Source organism: Paenibacillus sp. JJ1683, from assembly GCF_053006485.1.
The window spans coordinates 5,101,417-5,120,177 of the sequence record NZ_CM129820.1; the positions used below are offsets into that span (position 1 = coordinate 5,101,417).

Annotated in this window: 12 protein-coding genes; 1 reads left to right on the top strand and 11 read right to left on the bottom strand. The window is 38.3% G+C overall.

From position 1 onward, the window contains the following. Positions 1 to 21: 21 nt before the first annotated feature. The 8 genes from rfbC to rfbA form a co-directional block, all read right to left on the bottom strand. On the bottom strand, positions 22 to 570 hold the full coding sequence (gene rfbC, locus ACUC6J_RS22045) for a dTDP-4-dehydrorhamnose 3,5-epimerase (protein WP_117290409.1): 549 nt from the start codon (positions 568 to 570) through the stop codon (positions 22 to 24). 97 nt (positions 571 to 667) lie between these two features. Continuing rightward, a complete protein-coding gene (locus ACUC6J_RS22050; RefSeq protein ID WP_117290408.1) occupies positions 668 to 1,642 on the bottom strand; it encodes a glycosyltransferase family 2 protein in 975 nt (324 codons plus the stop codon). Then, positions 1,642 to 2,571, bottom strand: a complete 930-nt coding sequence (locus tag ACUC6J_RS22055) for an NAD-dependent epimerase/dehydratase family protein (protein WP_447249418.1) — start codon at positions 2,569 to 2,571, stop codon at positions 1,642 to 1,644. The genes ACUC6J_RS22050 and ACUC6J_RS22055 overlap by 1 nt, the downstream gene beginning before the upstream one ends. Before the next feature lie 64 nt (positions 2,572 to 2,635). Continuing rightward, positions 2,636 to 6,457 (bottom strand): glycosyltransferase, encoded by a 3,822-nt coding sequence (locus ACUC6J_RS22060; protein ID WP_447249419.1) that lies wholly within the window; start codon positions 6,455 to 6,457, stop codon positions 2,636 to 2,638. Then, complete coding sequence (locus ACUC6J_RS22065) at positions 6,457 to 7,923, bottom strand: class I SAM-dependent methyltransferase (RefSeq protein WP_117290402.1); 1,467 nt, start codon at positions 7,921 to 7,923, stop codon at positions 6,457 to 6,459. Before ACUC6J_RS22065 ends, ACUC6J_RS22060 begins: the two co-directional genes overlap by 1 nt. 5 nt (positions 7,924 to 7,928) lie before the next feature. Further along, a complete protein-coding gene (locus ACUC6J_RS22070; protein ID WP_447249420.1) occupies positions 7,929 to 9,140 on the bottom strand; it encodes an ABC transporter ATP-binding protein in 1,212 nt (403 codons plus the stop codon). 15 nt (positions 9,141 to 9,155) lie between these two features. Continuing rightward, positions 9,156 to 10,487 carry an ABC transporter permease gene (locus tag ACUC6J_RS22075; protein ID WP_447250314.1) on the bottom strand — a complete coding sequence of 444 codons (1,332 nt, stop codon included), beginning with the start codon at positions 10,485 to 10,487 and terminating at the stop codon, positions 9,156 to 9,158. Between the two features lie 89 nt (positions 10,488 to 10,576). Next, entirely contained in the window at positions 10,577 to 11,458 is an 882-nt protein-coding gene (gene rfbA / locus ACUC6J_RS22080) for a glucose-1-phosphate thymidylyltransferase RfbA (protein ID WP_117290398.1), read from the bottom strand. Positions 11,459 to 11,600: 142 nt separating this feature from the next. Here rfbA and ACUC6J_RS22085 point away from each other — a divergent pair, with 142 nt between their 5' ends. Then, positions 11,601 to 14,057 (top strand): O-antigen ligase family protein, encoded by a 2,457-nt coding sequence (locus tag ACUC6J_RS22085; RefSeq protein WP_447249421.1) that lies wholly within the window; start codon positions 11,601 to 11,603, stop codon positions 14,055 to 14,057. Between the two features lie 89 nt (positions 14,058 to 14,146). Here ACUC6J_RS22085 and galU read toward each other — a convergent pair whose 3' ends face one another. The 3 genes from galU to ACUC6J_RS22100 form a co-directional block, all read right to left on the bottom strand. Then, the gene (galU, locus tag ACUC6J_RS22090) at positions 14,147 to 15,028 is read right to left on the bottom strand and encodes a UTP--glucose-1-phosphate uridylyltransferase GalU (protein ID WP_064797879.1); all 882 of its coding nucleotides are present in this window, start codon (positions 15,026 to 15,028) and stop codon (positions 14,147 to 14,149) included. Positions 15,029 to 15,228: 200 nt separating this feature from the next. Continuing rightward, positions 15,229 to 17,739, bottom strand: a complete 2,511-nt coding sequence (locus ACUC6J_RS22095; protein WP_447249422.1) for a DUF3656 domain-containing U32 family peptidase — start codon at positions 17,737 to 17,739, stop codon at positions 15,229 to 15,231. Between the two features lie 433 nt (positions 17,740 to 18,172). Continuing rightward, positions 18,173 to 18,694, bottom strand: a complete 522-nt coding sequence (locus ACUC6J_RS22100) for a GNAT family N-acetyltransferase (protein WP_447249423.1) — start codon at positions 18,692 to 18,694, stop codon at positions 18,173 to 18,175. Positions 18,695 to 18,761: the final 67 nt, after the last annotated feature.

Genomic DNA, 18,761 nt, shown 5'->3' on the forward strand with positions numbered 1-18,761 from the left:
TCAAAACAAATAAGCTTATCTTTAATTAAAATTTAAATCAGCCTCAGCAAGAACGGGATGTTTCTCATCTTTTTCAGAGAGTATTGCCTGTGAAATAGGCCAATTAATATCCAAAGCTGGGTCATTCCATAGAATCCCACGATCATGCTCTGGCGAGTAATATTCATCAACCTTATAAATTACCTGTGTATTAGGAGTAAGGGTGCAAAACCCATGTGCAAAACCCTTTGGAACCAATAATTGACGTTGATTGTATTCGCTCAAAATCACTCCTATCCATTTACCAAAAGTTGGCGAGCTATGACGGATATCTAAAGCAACGTCATAAATTGCTCCAGAAATAACACGGACTAGTTTAGTTTGGGCTTTAGGTTCAAGTTGATAATGCAACCCGCGTATCACGCCTGGTTCAGCAGATAAAGAATGATTATCTTGAACAAAGGTACAATCGATTCCCTTTTCTTTTAACAATTGCTCATTATAACTTTCCATAAAAAATCCTCTATGATCCCCATGAACTACGGGCTCTATAATTTTTACATCATGTAACTTTAAAGAGTTTACTATCATGAGTAATCCCCCACTTATTTATATTGTATAGATTCCATGCTTAGTTTTTTTATTATATGATACTGCTCAATAATTGTGTTTTTAGGCTTTGAACCATTTATATATGAATAATCATCCTTTTTAATTTATGAAAAGCATAATAGATTCCTTTAAATACAAGCCAGTATTGAATATAAATATAGCGACTGGCTTTTACATGTTGTGTTTTTCTTAGCTTTTTTCTTTCTTTAAGCCCTTCCTGCACTCCTTCAACATAATAATTGGCTAGGCCCTTTTTTTTAAAGAACATATATTTAAATAAGTGTCCTATTATCAAACAAGGCATATTAATAGCCAGTTGAAAAAAGGGCATGTTCTTATATATAAGATATATATTATTTCTCGCCGATAGTCTTACTTTAATAGGAGAGTACCCACCACCAGTAGTTGCACTACCGATATGATATATTTCAGCTGTTGCGCAAAATATATTTTTATAGCCCATCAGTTGTGCCCTGTACCCAATATCTACATCTTCAAGATATGCAAAAAAAGCCTCATCAAATAAACCAATCCTGTCAAACAACTCCCTCCGGTATATCGCAGCACCTGCACACGAACTAAAAACTTCAACATTTTTATTGAAGTGCTTGATTGATTGACCATTCCCTTCTTGGTAAGCCCATCCGAAAATAGTGTATGCGTCACCTGAATCATCTATCTTATCCTGATCATTATACATGATCATCTTACTCGAACAAGAAAAAGCAGTGGAATTCTCCTCCATACATGTAACCAAACATCCAAGCCAATTCTCTTTTGCTACTGTATCGTTATTAAGCAGTACAACAAATTCACCGTTAGCTTCTCGGATCCCAGCATTGACTGCCCGGCTAAACCCTGTATTTCCTTCCATACTAATTATTTGTATTTCATCGAACAATTCCCTTGCGACAGTAACACTATTATCTTCAGAATTGTTATCAACTAAAATCAGTTCATAATCAGTATAAAGTTGTTTTTTTAATGAATTAATACAGCCTGGAAGAAACTTAGCACCATTATAATTAGGAATAACAATTGATACTCTCATTAGATTTTCCTTCTTAAAAAGTTGTAAAGATCGTTTACTCCTTCTTGCAAGCTTACCTGAGCTTCAAAACCTAAGTAGCGTTTAGCTTTCGACGAATCTAGTATACTACTTTTGACATCGATACTTCGCTCACTTAGAAAATTAATATGCGCCTTGATTTTCGATACATTTTCAACTTCATAAATTATATCTAATAGCGATACTCCCACACCTGTACCTATATTAAATATGGGCTCTGTATCATAAGAATCAGGGCTATACTGCAAGGCAGATACGATTGCCTGGCAAACATCTGAAATTTGAATATAATCCCTGACAATTTCCCCATCTCCGTATATAGAAATAGGCTCTTGGTTTAAGACATGCTGCAAAAATATTGAAATAGCCCCTATCTTCTTTTCCGGATTTTGTCCCCTGCCATATGGATTAGCAACCCTAAGTATAATATTTTTCATACCAAATAGTTTATTATACATTAATAGGATTCTTTCTATAGTCAGTTTCATTATTCCATAATGATTCAAAGGTACACACGGCATATCTTCATTTAATAGTTCCGAAGAGTTATTACCATATACCGTTCCTCCTGAAGAAACAAAGACTATTTTTTGGATTCCTTCGTTTTTTGCAGCTTCAACCATTTCCAATGTTTTCACCACATCTTTTTGATAAGAATCTTCAATACTTACCATTGAAGAAAATGGAGTAACACTGCTTATCAAATGTATAATGGTATCATGTCCCTTTAGAATATTTCTGAAGTCAGTCTCTAAAAAAAAATCCCCTTCAATTATATTATAATTTTCATCAGGCAGTTTTTTGCTTTTTAAATTTCTATCATAAAGTGTGGTGCTCACGTTTTCTCTACAGAGTCTTTTAATCAGTTCTGTGCCTATAAACCCAGCTCCACCAAAAACTATCGTACTCATTAGGATTTTTCCTCTCTACATTTTTAAAGTCACCAGTACTACAACTGGTGACTTTAAAAAAAATTTAGAAAACATTGAAATATTCTCGGGCAAAGTTACGCATGCTGAATTGTTTAAAAAGCAGAGCAGTATTACTTTTTAATTCCTCATACTTTTGGGAATCATTTTGTAATGTTAACATTGAAGTGTATATATCATCCGTATTAACTATTCCTTCGTCGTTTAACTCAAGTAATATTCCCGCAAATTTATCAACCTTTTCCGAATAGATCATCTGTTTAATTTCACCAATATTCGTTGTAATGACAGGCTTGTTGTAAGCTAAATATTCTATAATAGAGTTAGGTAGACTCTCAGAGATGAAATAAGTTGGTAATAATGCAACATCAAAAATCTTAACCCAACCGATCCATTCAGAAGGCTCATGTAAATTCATTACAAAATGCAAATAATCAATATCTTTATATTTTTCTTTAAGCATTTTGGAGTATTCACTCTCGCCAACAAGAATAAGATGACTTCTAGATTGATTTTTGTTATTTAATTGAATAAGAGCTTTAATACTCTCTTCCCAGCCCTTCTCTTTAATGGCTCGGGACACTAGACCAAAAACAAATTCCCCTTCTCGTATACCAATACTTTCTTTATTTTTTGAAGGAATACTTTGTAGGTCATATCCATAGTACACTTTTTTGATTTTACTGCTATCACTTATGTTAACTTCACTAAAAATTTTCAAATTTTTATTCGTAGCATAAATGATATGATTTGCACGTTCTAATACATTAGGAACCAACTGCAAGAAGTCATTATCCCAATCAGGGTTCTGCAACAATGCCTCGTAACAACCATGCATAGATAACACCCAATTAATTGATGTCATCTCTTTAACAGCCAAGTAAGTAATTTTATCAGACCACCAAATATGAGAATTAATTGTAGTTATATTAAATTTTTCAATATATCCTCTTAGTTCTTCCGGGTCCCCTTTGCTTGGTAAAATTTCAACTGATGGAGAAACCATTTTTAATACACTTTCCTCCAACAACCAGGGTCTTGCATTATAAATGTATACCTTCTGAAAAGAAGCAAAAAAATTAGCAAGCCTTATAACTAGCATTTGTCCTCCACCAACTTCAAAATCGGGAGTTACAAACAATATTTTTTTCTGTTCACACAAATAATTTACTTGACTACTTTTTTGGAACGCTCTATCTTTCAAGGCTAAATACATTTCTGATAATTCATCATTATCGAGAATATTTTTGCTTCCATATCCTTTACAGCCTAGTCTTTCATAATCCTTAGCCACCTGTTCAACAAAACTTCCTACTATATCCAGAGGCAATTCGTAGTTATCAATAATAAAGTTTTTGATCCTTAATATCTCTTTATAAAGTTCTTGTGTTTGCTCATTTACACTAATTATACTTTGTGAGTGTCTACGATGATAGTTTAACACTTCAGGTGTGAAATAAATTTTACCTTGTCGTAGAAGATAGAGATAAGCAAACCAGTCTCCGCCAATTTTATAATCACTTAGTTTTTCTGAAATCCCCTGTAAAGCAGAAGCCCTCATTAACACTGCACTAGCATTGGGTATCGTATTCTTAATAGCAAGTCCTTGAACTAATTCATCTTTTCCATTAATACAATATGGTACTCGCCATTTTTCTACAGATAAGTCATCAGTATATTGTGTGTAATGATAATTCACTTTATTGGAATGCTCATCTATTATTTGTGACTGGGAATACGCCAAATTCACTTCCTGATCTGAAAATGACGGAAGTAATCTCTCCAAAAGAACAGGTTCGCACAGATCATCTGCCTCAGCAATCCAGATTATATCTCCTGAAGCCTCCTGAATGCCTCTAATCCATTGACCAAAGCATCCAATGTTCTCTTTATTAACGATAATCTTATGCTTTATTGAAGTTTGCTCTAACATTCTTTTAGCCAATTCTACGCTATTATCCTTAGAGACATCATCAAGGAAAATAATTTCATATGGAGTTACTGTCTGATTAATGATGGAACGGAGTCTCTCTTCAATAAAAGATTCATAGTTATAATTAGGTACTATTACCGATACTTTCAAATCAGGAATTCGATAAACCTCAGAGTTGATACTACTTAAAATATCACCAACATATTTAGTGAAATTAAATTTTTCTTCAATAACTTCATGTCCTTTTTGTACAATTGCGTCATAGATATCTTTATTCTTTAATATCCTCATAATCTCCTGAGCCATCAAATGAATATCAGAGTATGGAGTTGCTCTAACCCCTAATTCAGTTATAAGCTCGGCCATTCCACCATTGTTTTCAAAAGTAACTACAGGCGTTGCATTGTCTATTGCTTCTAAGGCTATGGATGGAAAAGGGTCTTCTCTAGATGTGAGAACAAACATATCTGCCGCTTCGAAGATAGGAAGTGGGTCCTTTTGGAATCCCATCATATGAATATTCTTTTCAATCTTCAGAGTCTGTGCATCATGCATTAACCATCTCTCTAATACTTGTTCTGTACCACCCATCCATACAAAATGAATATCTTTACAATTACAATTTAAAATCAACTCTCTAGCTAAGGAAAAAAATGAATCAAGACCTTTTCTCAAGTCACCATAACCACAGCCAAGTAGAATGGTTGAACTTGTACTAATCCCCAGTTCCTCGCATAATTTATCTTTTGCAGAGTTCTTGTTTAACCGATGTAACCTCTTCTTGTATATTCCCTGAGGCTTAATGAGTACTCTGTCTTCATGAAGATCAAAGTACTGTTGAAAGCTATTTTTAACAAATTGATTAGGGAATACAATTTTTGATGCATACCGTGCTGCATTGTTGGCAGCCTGCACAAAATTATAAGTTTGAATAGAAGTAGGAAGTTCATGAATAAGTGAGATGGTTTTAATTTCATTTTTCTCCAAAAGTTCAACAAGAATACTAGAAACCACAGAATTCGCAATACAATAAGTTACTCCACGTTTTCGAATAGACTTAATAATCCGGGATACTTCCGTTTCATTCTCCAAATTAGACAAAGAGTTTTGATGTAAGTTTATTACATCAGCTACATCTGAAAAGTCCTTCTCAAGCGGCCCTCCTTTAAGCAAAATTGCTATGACCTGCTTGTGATAGACCTCTTTTAATACTCGAATCATATTTAAAGAAAGTATAGAAGCTCCAGCATTTTGAGCATCGTGTACAATAAAAAGTATACTATTAGTGGAAGCATAGGATAAAGGACTAAGTATGAGTTCATTACCCATCACTATAATATTATCCTTGGGATCATTGTGATATAACTTCTGCTTAACCTTTTGCAAAGCTGGCTTTAGTCCTGCTGTTCTTATTTCTTGCACAAATTTTCCCCGCAAATGAGGTTGAAATTTCACAAGTCTATTTAATTTCAAAGAATATTGTTTTATTTTATTAAATTTGTATTCGCTCTTTGTGATTCCTATAAGTTCAAGCTGACTGATATTAAAAGTATATTCAGTAGAAATACTTATAATAATTTTTTTAATATTAAAATCTGTCTTCAAATAAAAGGAAATACTCTGTCCCGAAAAAGCTCCTACCTCAAATACCTGAGATTCCCCATTCGTTCCATAACAATTTAACACAATACTACCTTGGTCATTATCATTATATATATTATATATAAACTTCAAAAACTTAATATCTTTTTTCACTTCAAACGTTATTTCTGCAGCTTTATCAGCTTCATTGATATTTAAAGTAGCATCTGCATTAACATTTAAATTATCAACGTCACTGAGCTTAAATATGATGGAACTTCTTAGCATATTATTTTTAACTGTATTTCTATCAATTATAGAAGTTATAAGGTTGATCTTTTCACTCAGTAACATTAACGCACACCCAATTTCTTAATTTTAGAAATTAATTTCCAACTCCTAGAAGAGTGGATTTGATTTAATTGTAAAGACTGTTTTTCTATTTCTTTCTTCAACTCTTCAATTTGAAGAGACAGAGTATTAGTGAGTTTCACATGTTCATCCGCTCTCACTTTGCTCTCTTCATTTAAGAATCCCAGCTCGTCAACAAGATTTATATTTATTGCCTCTAAATTTTCAATTTCCCGCTTACATTGTTCGATTTCATTGATATATTCTTTTTTTTCATTTGATAAAGACGATATTAACCCTTGAGCGGATAGTAATTGATTTTCAACAATCTCTTTATCTTTTATTAAATTTGCTTGGTTATTTAATAATTCCGTAGTGTAATTATATTGGTCTATTTCAACATCTAGCATAGCAACATTCAAAATTAACTTTTCTATGTTAGAATTTCCTCTAGGCTTTTCAAAGATAAATTGAGAGTCTTCGTGAAAGAACAATAGAAAACCATTAAATTGATAGTCGGCGTTATTTTCATAACCTTCCACTTTTAGTACTGATCCATCGCTCATATGAAGTTCAACTCTATCTACTCTCAATGAACAACTCACATTCAATGGATCAAATCTTAGTTTTTTTATTTGCTCATAATCTTTAACATCAAACTCTATTACACCATTATATTGCTGTGTATTAATAATAGTTTGATTTTCACTGAAACCTGCCCCTGTGTCTATATATAACTGAGAATAATAGTAGTTACTTTTGGCGGAAATATTTTTAAAGAATGCTGTACCAGAATGAGTTCCCTTTTTACCCATTACAAAAATATACTGATAGACATCTCCTAAATGCCGATTTTTAAGATATGAAGCTACTGAATTAGGCAAGCCATCAAAGTAACTGCCGATTTCTGTTTCGCCCACTTTTTTTATAACAGCTTCTTCACTTACTGTCATCAGATTGCACTCATCAATCATTCCCAATAATGTATAATAGGTGAAAAAGCGGACATGTGTATCATCAAGAAGCCCAGTACTTCTGTATTTAAACTGATTTTTCATCATATCAATAATGACACTATTATGGGCAATATTTGGTATCGAAAGTAAAATCGCTCCATCATCTTTTAGCAGATTGACAGAAGCGCTAAGAACTCTCTTAGGGTCATACAAATGTTCCAGTACATCTGCAAAAATAATGTAGTCGAACTGGATTTCCCTAAATTTATCCAACCACTTCATTTCTTCAATATCTCCAACAATTCCATCTTTGGCATATTGAAGAGCTCTCTCAGCCGCATCTTGGTCAATTTCAACAATGTATACATCACATTCAAGCTTTTCTTTCATGTAACGGGTAAGACGCCCTGCGGCAGGGCCAAATTCCAATATAGTTGCATGCTTTCTGATCTTTTTTGAAATCAGTGCCAACGAATTATTCGAAGTCAGGTCCAATTCAAAATCATATTTCATTATGATTATCCTTTCGTACTCCAAGAATGGGGTAATACGCAAAGACCTTCAGCAATATAAGCAGCTTTAACAAAGAACTCACAGACCTGGGCCTTATAATCAATCGGAATATGAGCGTTTCTTTCAAATAAAGCTACATCAAAGTAGTAACTCCCTCCTAAAAGATTAAAATCAGTGTATTCTAAATATATGGTATTGTAACCTTTATTATATATAATATTTTCTTCATCCAACAAAGTATTTAAACCACAAACATATATGTTATCTATTGAATGTACTGCAACGCCTATCACAATATCCACTACATCATCATTCATTACATAATCTATTTTAAGGGTACATTTTTTTCCGTATGTTATATCTGATATTTCCTCTGCATTTTCATTTAACAATGTAACCTTTTCAATAAAACCAATTACATCTTTATTTAATACTCTTTCGTTAATATCGGCGCCAAAAACTTTGCCTTTCGCTCTGTCATCGCCATATTTTAAATAATCAGTGTATCGATCACATATGGTCTCCGTGTCACCTTGAGCTTCTATTTTACCTTCGTTTAACCATATTGCCCTGGTACAGTATCGTTTAATGCTATTAATGTCATGAGAAACAAATAGTATAGTTTTACCTCTTTCTCTAAACTCATTAAATTTATCCATACATTTTAATTGAAACTTTAAATCCCCAACCGCTAAAGCTTCATCGACAATCAAAATTTCCGGTTCAACATTAATAGCGACCGAAAATGCTAATCTTGCAAACATACCGCTCGAATAAGACTTTACAGGTTGATGAATAAAATCGCCTATATCAGCAAATTCAAGTATTTTATCAAGTTTTCTCTCCATTTCTTCTCTTGAAAAACCCATGATCATACCATTTAGAAACACATTCTCGATTCCAGTATACTCAGGATTAAAGCCTGTTCCCAATTCAAGCAAAGCGGAGATTTTTCCATCGACAGTAACTTCACCAATTGAGGGAGAGACTACTCCAGTGATAATTTTCAACAGAGTTGATTTTCCAGAGCCATTTTTCCCGACTAAACCAACAATTTCTCCCTTACTTACTGAAAGAGATACATCATTTAGTGCATAAAATTCTTTATGATACTTCTTTTTCCGTATACTTAAAGACTCCTTTAAACGGTTAATAGCAGCATCATATAATTTATAGACTTTTGATACGTTAGTAACTGAAATTACTGATTCACCCATAATTCAACACCATCCCTACAATACATCAGCAAAATGAGGCTTCAATTTTTTCATTATGAACACCCCTACTATGAACAACAAACAAGTAAGTGCCCAATAGTAAACTGACTGATTATACCTATCCCAAAACCAAACTTTATAAATCAGAGAGTCCCTATATCCTTCGGCAATATAATAAGCCGGGTTAATTTTCAAAATCCATCTGAATTGAGTCGGAAGCATATTCTCATTCCAGAGTATCGGTGTAAGCCACATCCCAAACTGCAAAACCAAACTAATAATCTGCCCCAGATCTTTAAAGAAAAGAATTAATGAACTTGTTATTAACGACATGCTATAAACTAAAGCGAATGCAGCTAATGAGTAATATAATAACTGTAAATAATATACATCCGGAAACAAACCGTACACTCCATATATAAGTACAATGATTAAAATGAAAAACAAATGTACGTAAGCACTTGATAGAATTTTCATAAAAGGAAGAACTCTTATCTGAAAAACAACCTTCTTCACAAGATAATTATATTCTAAAAGAGCATTAGTTGAATTACCTAATGATTCAGCAAAAAAGAACCATGGAACAATTCCAGCAATTAGCCAGAGGATATAAGGTACATTTTGAACAGGACCTGAACGAAATCCCACTTCAAATACAAACCAATAAATCAAGACTGTTATAATTGGCTGAACAAAGGCCCAAATAATCCCTAAATAAGAACCAGCATATCTAGTTTTAAAATCGTTCAGCGAAAGACGATAAATCAGTTCTTTGTTCTGATAGAGTTCCTTCAGAAGTCCAAACACTTCTTTTCTTATTTTCAAAAGCAAACATAACAGTATAGATAAAACAAGAGAAATGCCGAGGCAAATAAAGTGCTTTACCAATGTATTATCTTCTAATATCCTCTCCTTATTATTCGGAGGAAGCGAAACATAAACATACGGGTCATTGCCAGCTGTTTCAATTCTTACTGCTGAATCAAGGATATCATATCTAGAAATCTGGTTACTTTTCTTCGTTGAAATATTATTAATGCTAAACTCATAATTTTTAAGCAGTGAGGCTATTTTAAAATCAGACACCGTCAGTAAAGATGGTTTACTTCCTAAATCCAATCTAATCTTATTAATATCGGTATTTAAACGAAACTTCAACTCCTGACTTACACCAGGAGTTGAATAGAGCAATGACACCGAGTTATCTTCGCTTAATACAGAACCTTTTTTTGTATCCATTAGGTAAACTTGGAAACCATCTTCGATTTTGCTTTTAACCGACATCTTTAAGTACATAGTAGTGGGCGTCTGAATAAATAGATTTAGCAGAACGGAGAAGACCAGCATACTGATCACAAATACAAGACCCCACTTCACTTTCAAAGAGAACCGCAAGTAGATAACCCCTTTTTCAATTTTTCATCAGATTGACAATGTCATAAGCTAACTTTGCTACTCTCAGCTAAATCAAGCAGATACTTTCCATAATCAGTTTTCATAAGCGGTCTAGCTAAATCGGAAAGCTGACGATTGTTAATGTAGCCCATACGATAAGCTATTTCTTCAATGCTAGATATATATAATCCTTGTCTCTTTTGTATAGCTTCAACAAAATTGGAGGCTTCTAACAAAGATTCATGAGTACCAGTATCTAACCAAGCCATACCTCTTCCCATAAGCTCTACTTTCAGACTTCTATTATTTAAGTACTTATCTATAACAGAAGTTATTTCAAGCTCTCCACGTGCTGAAGGAGTGACTTGTTTAGCATAAGCCGCAACTTTACTATCGAAAAAATAAAGACCTGGAATAGCGTAATCAGATTTTGGATGCTCAGGCTTCTCTTCAATTGATAAAACGTTAAAATCATTGTCAAATTCTACAACTCCATATGCTCTTGGATCTTTCACATTGCATCCAAAAATTATGGCTCCCTCAGTGAGTTCGGATGCTCTTTGTAGCGTCTTACTAAAGTTTAGTCCATAAAAGATATTATCCCCAAGGACAAGAGCTACAGGATCCCCATCTATAAAAGATTCCCCAATAATAAACGCTTCAGCTAACCCGTTAGGCTTCTCTTGAACGCTGTATTCAATCGAAATGCCTAGTGCCCCGCCATCTCCGAGAAGCTCCTTGAAAAAGGGTATATCCCTAGGGGTAGATATAAGCAAGATTTCCTTTATACCCGCTAACATCAACACAGATAAAGGGTAGTAGATCATAGGCTTATCATAAATTGGAAGCATTTGTTTTGAAACGGCTCTAGTCAGAGGATAAAGCCTTGTTCCTGAACCTCCAGCAAGAATAATTCCTTTCATTAATAACTCTCCTTTTTTAAATTTTCACAACAAGATCCAGTAACATTCTCATTTACTCAACAACGCTTGAGCAAAAAGTACCTCAACTATCATATTTGTGCTAAAATATTGACGTATCTACAAGAAAAGGAGATTGTAAACCTTGTCGAATCCAGTATACGGGAAACAGGCCAAAACGTCGACCCGTGACGATAAAAGGCCGGCTATATTTTGGGTGTTAATTGTTGGCATGATTTTGTTCTTAGCTTGGGCCCCCTTCCAGGCTGCACTTTTTAATGGTCAAATGCTCGACTTTGAGAAGCCTCTGTATTGGGCTTTGATCATCAGCACGATTCTATTAATTTTAGGAATCGTAACCTATTATAAAAAATTCAAGCTAGAAGAGCAAAGGGATTGGCTAGCTGTACTAGTATTACTGCTTCCTCTGACCTATGTGCTCTCACTGACGTCAGCAGCTTCGCATTACCTGGCCATGAATATGGTGGTGGTACAATGCATATATGCTGCCCTGTTTATCATTTCAATCTATCTACTCCAGGATCGGTTAGGCAATAAGATTATTCACAACCTGATTATGACTGTTGCTTATATCATCGTAGGTTTTGGCTTCATTAACTGGTTCGGACAGTGGGTACTTGCCGGCAAGATGGTAGGCTGGTTTAGCCAATATGTGTATCAGTATCGCTATACCAATGCAGTTATGACAGATACAAATGGTCTCCGGCTGACATCGGTGTTCCAATATGCGAATACATATGCGGCCTTCCTAATGGCTTTCCTATTCGCTGCCGTTTTCTGTCTGATGAAATCAAAACTATGGTATGGCAAGGCTATTCATGGCTTTATGTTGGTGCCTATTCTGGTCTCGCTATTTCTGACTTTATCACGGGGCGGTCTGGTTATGCTGCCTGTCGTGTTCGTGCTGCTCTTGCTTTTCCTTAACCCTGCACGCCAAATTATATGGATTTTACATTGCGCCATTGCTGGTGTAGCATCAATATCTATCTTGGCGCCGATTACAAATATGGGATTACAGCTCAACAAGACCTACAACGGTGGAGAGGCGGCCAAAGGATGGGGATTACTTATTGGAGTCTCTCTGGCTGTAGCTGTCGTACTGTGGCTTGTTGAACGTTATCTGGCACCAAAGCTGGAAAATGCCCTCAAAGGGTGGAGCTCAAGGAAGTTATCCAACCTGTGGTTGCCTGTCGGGTCAGTTGTGGTGATTGGCTTGTTAGCTTTTCTGTTAATGGGAACTGGCTTGCGCAGCGTACTGCCGGAGAACGTTCAAGTTCGGTTAGAAAACATCAATTTCCGCCAGCATAGTGTGCTGGAACGACTTGTATTCTATCAGGATGCTGCCAAATCAATTAAAGATCACCCTATTATCGGAAGCGGTGGTGGCGGATGGGCTACTTTGTACGAAAAGTACCAGGATTATCCTTATAGCAGCCGTCAGGCCCATAACTTTTTCATGCAGTACCTGGTTGAAGTAGGCATCTTCGGTTTTATAATTTTAATGTCATTCATCATATATATTTTCTACAAATATATTCGCAGCTATATCAGGCAAAATGATGAAGAGCGGGATTCTCACTTTCTGTATCTTATTCTGGCACTCTCAATCTTACTTCACAGCTTGCTGGACTTTAATATGAGTTACGTGTTCATGGGCATACTGGTATTTGCGAGTCTAGGCGGTATGGCCGCTGCCATGGACAGCAAGCCGCTTAAACGTCTGTCTATGAGTGCTTCAGGATTCCGCATCCTGTATAGTGCAGTCATTGGCATTCTAAGCATCGTTGTGCTTTTTGCAGGGCTCCGCTTCGTGCAATCAGCCAATGCTGCCACAAATGCCAAACAGATTATGGCGGTAAGCACATCATTTGAGGAAATTCAAAGTGCTATTAATAAAGATTTGGAGCTTCGCCCTACACATCCAGATTCGGTAATAAGATTGGCTGCACTATACAAGAATGTGTATGATCAAACAAAAAAAGAGGAATTTTATAACGCAGCGATAGAGGTACTAAATACGGGCCTGAAGGCAGAACCGTATAATAAAATCATGTTAAACTCCAAAGTTAACCTTTTACAAGCAAAAGGTGAGAATGAACAGGCTTTCAGTATTTTGGATAATAATATTTCCAACTTTAACTGGGACAATGACTGGTACAATATGTTGATTACCCAAGCTTATACTATTGGTAATAAGTCACGTGAGCAAAAAGACACCGCAAAAGAACAGAGGTATTTCCAAGCAGGTCTTGCTGCTTATCAGCAGGTTTTGGATAGGGTAGCCCATCTTAAGACGATTCCACCTGAAATTGAGTTGCCACGTACTTTTGAAGTAACACCAGGCATTGCGCTCAGTACGGGCAAAATTGAGTTCATGTCAGGCAAGCCTGCTGAGGCTGCAAGCATCCTCAAAAACGGCCTGAAGGACGACCTGAGCGATTCTACAAATCGTGAGGTTGCTCGCTATTACGTGGCCGCCCTTCAAAAACAGGGCCAAAATGACGAAGCTTTATATAAGAAACTGATTCAAGCTGATCCGAAGGAGAAGGAGCAGATTGAACAGTTGAAATCGGAGAAATAGTAAGAAAAAAGAGACTGGCAGATGATTTTACATCACCTGCCAGTCTCTTTTTTTACATTGAGGAAGCATAGTTTGGTTTAGTGAGATGTTTATTTTTGTTCATCAATCTCTTGAATAACCTGTCTCATATAAGCCAGTACTTCATCCTTAATCTCGTTATGCTGTAGAGCATAATGAATGGTCGTTTCGATGAATCCCAGCTTCTCGCCAACGTCATGGCGATTGCCATCAAATTCATAAGCTAGAATAGGGCTTTTTTCTCCTAGCTTGGACAATGCATCTGTTAACTGAATCTCCCCGCCTACTCCTGCGGATTGCTGACCTAGGATATCGAAAATATCCGGCGTCAAGATATAACGTCCCATGATGGCCAAATTGGATTTAGCCTCTTCCTTCTTCGGCTTTTCCACTAATCGTTCTGCCTCAGAGATTTTGGAAGTAAGTGCATGACCTTCAACAATTCCGTAACGATGTACCTCGTTCCAATCGACTTGTTTTACACCTACAACAGAACGCTGATACTCATCGAACACATCAATCATTTGTTTGAGACATGGATTCTCAGATTCAACAATATCATCTCCTAAAAGTACGGCAAAAGGTTCGTCACCGATAAACTTACGTGCACACCAGATGGCATGTCCTAAGCCTTTAGGCTCCTTTTGACGAATATAGTGGATGTCGGCCATCTCTGATGGTTTACGCACTTCATTAAGCAGGTTCCATTTTTCCTTCGAGGTCAAATTATGCTCCAACTCAAAGGAGTAATCAAAGTGATCCTCAATCGCTCTTTTACCTTTACCTGTAACGATAATGATATCCTCTATGCCAGATGCAACAGCTTCTTCAATGATATATTGAATGGTTGGTTTATCTACAATAGGAAGCATCTCTTTGGGCATCGCTTTCGTAGCAGGAAGAAAACGGGTCCCTAATCCCGCAGCAGGGATAATTGCTTTACGGATTTTCATAGGTTAAAACTCCTTTGTCTTCAATATAACGGATAGGTATACTGTCTATGATTATAACAGGTAGATGGATAAATTTAATAGGTTAAAGAAGAAGACATCTTCTCTTAAAGAGAACATGTCTTCAATCTCTACTTACTATATGATTATATTATGTTTCTAAAATATATTTGGCTCCTGAACAAATATACAGTTATTCATATTTACTTCACCAGTTGCCCACGTGTAACCCCTAGCTGATTCGTCGCTTTCAGCGTCTTCCATACTTGTGTTCCGCTGATTTCACCGCGCAAAGCACGGTTATAGAGATCAATAACCTCATGAACTTGCTCTGGTGTCTCCTCCAAAAATTCCACGCGGTAACGGGACACGCCTAGTTCTAGGAAGTTAGACAGGTATTCCGCGCCTGATTGCTCAATCGCGTTGTACACCGTATTACGGCATCCTTCGTCCACACGAACCGGGTGAGACATCCCAATACGATCACGCAGGGATGCGCGATGATCCTCACATGGACGACCACAGTTGGTGTAGTCTGTGCCTTCACTCATAAAAGTACAATACACGCAGTGTTCGGTATGGAACATCGGTAAATGCTGCTGGATGACGATCTCCAGCTTGTCGGTACGTGTACGTCCCAGCATATCGACCATCTGTTGGATGTTCAAATCATATGACGGTGTCACCAGGTCGCAGCCGGAATCCAGGAACAGGTCAGCCGCTTTATGGTTGGCGATATTCAGCGAGAAGTCGCCAATCAATTGCGGATGATGTGCATCCGGGTTCTCCAAGCGGTGACGCATGTAAAAATACAATGCTCCCGGATTGCGTACCAGCACAGCATCCGGTTGCAGGCGCAGGATATTGTTGTGATATCCGTTTTCGCCTGGCATGTGAATACGCGGAGTCACCAGCGCAATTCGGCGCCCAGCGCCGTGCACAGCCTCTACGGCTGCCGGGAATTGCTTGATGAACTCGAAGTCGGCGTAGATGAACTCCACGCCGGCCTCAAGCGCAGCCTCCACCTGAGGGAGGCTGCGGCACAGCGCGGTCAGCTCTGCCTGACCACGTGCCACAGACGATGCCGGAGCTGCTGCATCGCCATACACCTCTACAGCCCGCTTCGTGTATACGGGCGGTTTGGGACGCTCGCCCGCGAGCAGTTCCACCGCCTGACGGCGGATGCTGTTCAGCTCGCGCATGGGTACGATGACGTCCCCATGCAGATGGACGTCCAACTCCTCCAGCTGGAACACGGTTCCGCCCAGTCGGCCGAACTGCTCTTCGAGCAGTTCGTGCGTCATCGGACGCTTCTGGGCGACTTCAAGTTCCAGCTCAGAGTCCACGCGGACCGTTGTGCCTTTCTGCACGTCGGTCCACCATGTTGACAGCGGCTGTCCTGGGGAGCCGCTGACCCGCACATGTACCGGGAAGACACGGTACGGCTTTTCGGTTTCGTATGACTGGCGCAAACGCTTGTCCAGCGCCGGGTCGTTGGTCTTCCAAATACGGTCGCCCACGTGCACACGGCGCAGATCCACATCGTTGCGTCCCGCTACGATGTCAACGATCCATCCTTCTCCAGCTTCGCCTTCAATCTTCACGCCCTTGCGGCGGATATCGTATACGCGTCCGCCTTCTTCTTTTTGCGTAGGATCTCCTGCATCGAATACAATACCATCGCCACGCTTGAGCGGGGCGTCGATACGGCATACTACACCATCACGTAGGATTTGCTCCACTCGGCCCAGATACACGCCCCGGCTTTTCGGGAACGTACCGTCCACCAGCTTTTTGTTATTCGTTCCTTCCAGAAACCCGTGTGTAAAGCCGCGTGAAAAGCTCTGCTGCAGCTCGCGGATATCTTCTTTGCTCGTCTTGGACGTATCGCCATCAAAATACTTGTCAATGGCTTTACGATATTTGCTAACCACATTCGCTACATATTCAGGCGTTTTCAGTCGCCCTTCGATTTTAAAGGAAACCACACCTGCATCGACCAGTTCTGGCATCAAATCAATGGCTGCCAGATCCTTGGGGGATAGCAGATATGTCACATCGGCCATCGGCTTTTGCTCTCCATCCACCATCAAATCGTAAGGCAAACGGCATGCCTGTGCACATTCACCACGGTTTGCAGAGCGTCCGCCCCACATTTCTGAAGTCAGGCATTGGCCTGAATAAGATACGCACAACGCTCCATGCACGAATACTTCCATCGGAAGCCTTGCTTGATCGCCAATTTTTTGAATCTGTTTTAGATTATTTTCACGCCCCAGCACAACCCGTTCCATGTTGTACGGCTTCGTGAATTCTACAGCCTCCGGCGAGGTAATCGTCATTTGAGTAGAACCATGGATCGGAAAATCCGGCGAAATGTCACGAATCATTTTCACCAAGCCCATATCCTGAACAATTAGGGCATCGACACCGGCATCAATACAGGCATCAACCAGCTCTTTAGCGTCCTCCAGCTCATTTTCAAATACTAGTATATTGAATGTCAAAAAGCCCTTAACTCCGTAGCTATGCAAAAAGGCCATAATTTCGGGCAATTCATCCATGCGAAAATTATTCGCCCGTGCCCGTGCATTGAACTTTTCCACTCCAAAAAAGATCGCATCGGCTCCGTTCGCTACCGCCGCACGCATACAATCCCAGTCACCTGCTGGTGCCAGAAGCTCGACATCTTCTCTTCGTACTGCTGATTTCATTATTGCCCTCCCTATATGCTGAAAACGAATGGTCCCTCATTGGAGCATCGTTGTTTTCAGGGCAGCTATGCTGCTTACTTGGTAATCTCATTAATGTTCCATCCACTCATTCCAAAGCTGGTTATGTTCAGTCAGGGATATGGAAACCTACTAAGAATCTTATTTCTTAAGCCTATCTGTCTCTATCATCTTGTCCGATCATTCACACGCTGAACCATCGGTCCCTTGCCTGAAACGCATCCAACTCAAAAAATCCGCATCACAAACATCTGCGGCAGAAATTATTCTTATCTTGTAACTAATCTAGTGTACCAGACTGCGCCCCAAGCTTCTACACTTTCCAAGCGATTCCTTTAAAAATATAATACTGAAATACAAAAACACCTCCAATCCCGGTCAGCGGTGCATTGGAGGTGCGTCATCATACCATTAACTAGGCAAAGCTATACTTCGCAAGCATTTCTCCCCAGGGTGATATTCCTTCCTCCCTGAAACCAGATTTTCTGTATAGCTTTCTAGCAAGTTCATTGTCTGGTTTATATCCAATCATGATCATATCAGTCCGATTACTGGCTTTCCTTATTTCGTCAATAACCAGCAACATTGCATGGTAACCATGGCCTTGGCCTTGAAATCTTTCGTCAATCATAAATCGGTAAATCCAGTAATTCCCGTCATCCGGGTCTAAACCAAACATCGTAAAACCAATCAATACGTCATTATTATAAATCGCTCTAGATAAAAACCCATCCAAAAACTGACATTCCGCAATTGAGTAAAGGTTAGATACCATAAACCTTTGTTGCTCAGGGCTCGGTTGAAGTTCAGCACATTCTTCCCAATTACTTTTGTCGACTGCCTTTAGCGTAATTATTTTCGGATTCCCCCTATACTTCGCCTTCCATTTTTTCTTATTACCAAAGCTTACTGACCTTGCCGCACGAAACAGCTGCATGTTAAAGCTAGGTCGTATTATAGCAAAAAGGCAGAATAAGCCTCGTAAAAGTAGCAGCCTTCGCACT

What these genes read in the sequence shown, in the direction of transcription:
- rfbC (WP_117290409.1), bottom strand. Translation starts at nt 570, where the DNA reads ATGATAGTAAACTCTTTAAAGTTACATGATGTAAAAATTATAGAGCCC.
- ACUC6J_RS22050 (WP_117290408.1), bottom strand. Translation starts at nt 1,642, where the DNA reads ATGAGAGTATCAATTGTTATTCCTAATTATAATGGTGCTAAGTTTCTT.
- ACUC6J_RS22055 (WP_447249418.1), bottom strand. Translation starts at nt 2,571, where the DNA reads ATGAGTACGATAGTTTTTGGTGGAGCTGGGTTTATAGGCACAGAACTG.
- ACUC6J_RS22060 (WP_447249419.1), bottom strand. Translation starts at nt 6,457, where the DNA reads ATGTTACTGAGTGAAAAGATCAACCTTATAACTTCTATAATTGATAGA.
- ACUC6J_RS22065 (WP_117290402.1), bottom strand. Translation starts at nt 7,923, where the DNA reads ATGAAATATGATTTTGAATTGGACCTGACTTCGAATAATTCGTTGGCA.
- ACUC6J_RS22070 (WP_447249420.1), bottom strand. Translation starts at nt 9,140, where the DNA reads ATGGGTGAATCAGTAATTTCAGTTACTAACGTATCAAAAGTCTATAAA.
- ACUC6J_RS22075 (WP_447250314.1), bottom strand. Translation starts at nt 10,487, where the DNA reads ATGCTGGTCTTCTCCGTTCTGCTAAATCTATTTATTCAGACGCCCACT.
- rfbA (WP_117290398.1), bottom strand. Translation starts at nt 11,458, where the DNA reads ATGAAAGGAATTATTCTTGCTGGAGGTTCAGGAACAAGGCTTTATCCT.
- galU (WP_064797879.1), bottom strand. Translation starts at nt 15,028, where the DNA reads ATGAAAATCCGTAAAGCAATTATCCCTGCTGCGGGATTAGGGACCCGT.
- ACUC6J_RS22095 (WP_447249422.1), bottom strand. Translation starts at nt 17,739, where the DNA reads ATGAAATCAGCAGTACGAAGAGAAGATGTCGAGCTTCTGGCACCAGCA.
- ACUC6J_RS22100 (WP_447249423.1), bottom strand. Translation starts at nt 18,694, where the DNA reads ATGCAGCTGTTTCGTGCGGCAAGGTCAGTAAGCTTTGGTAATAAGAAA.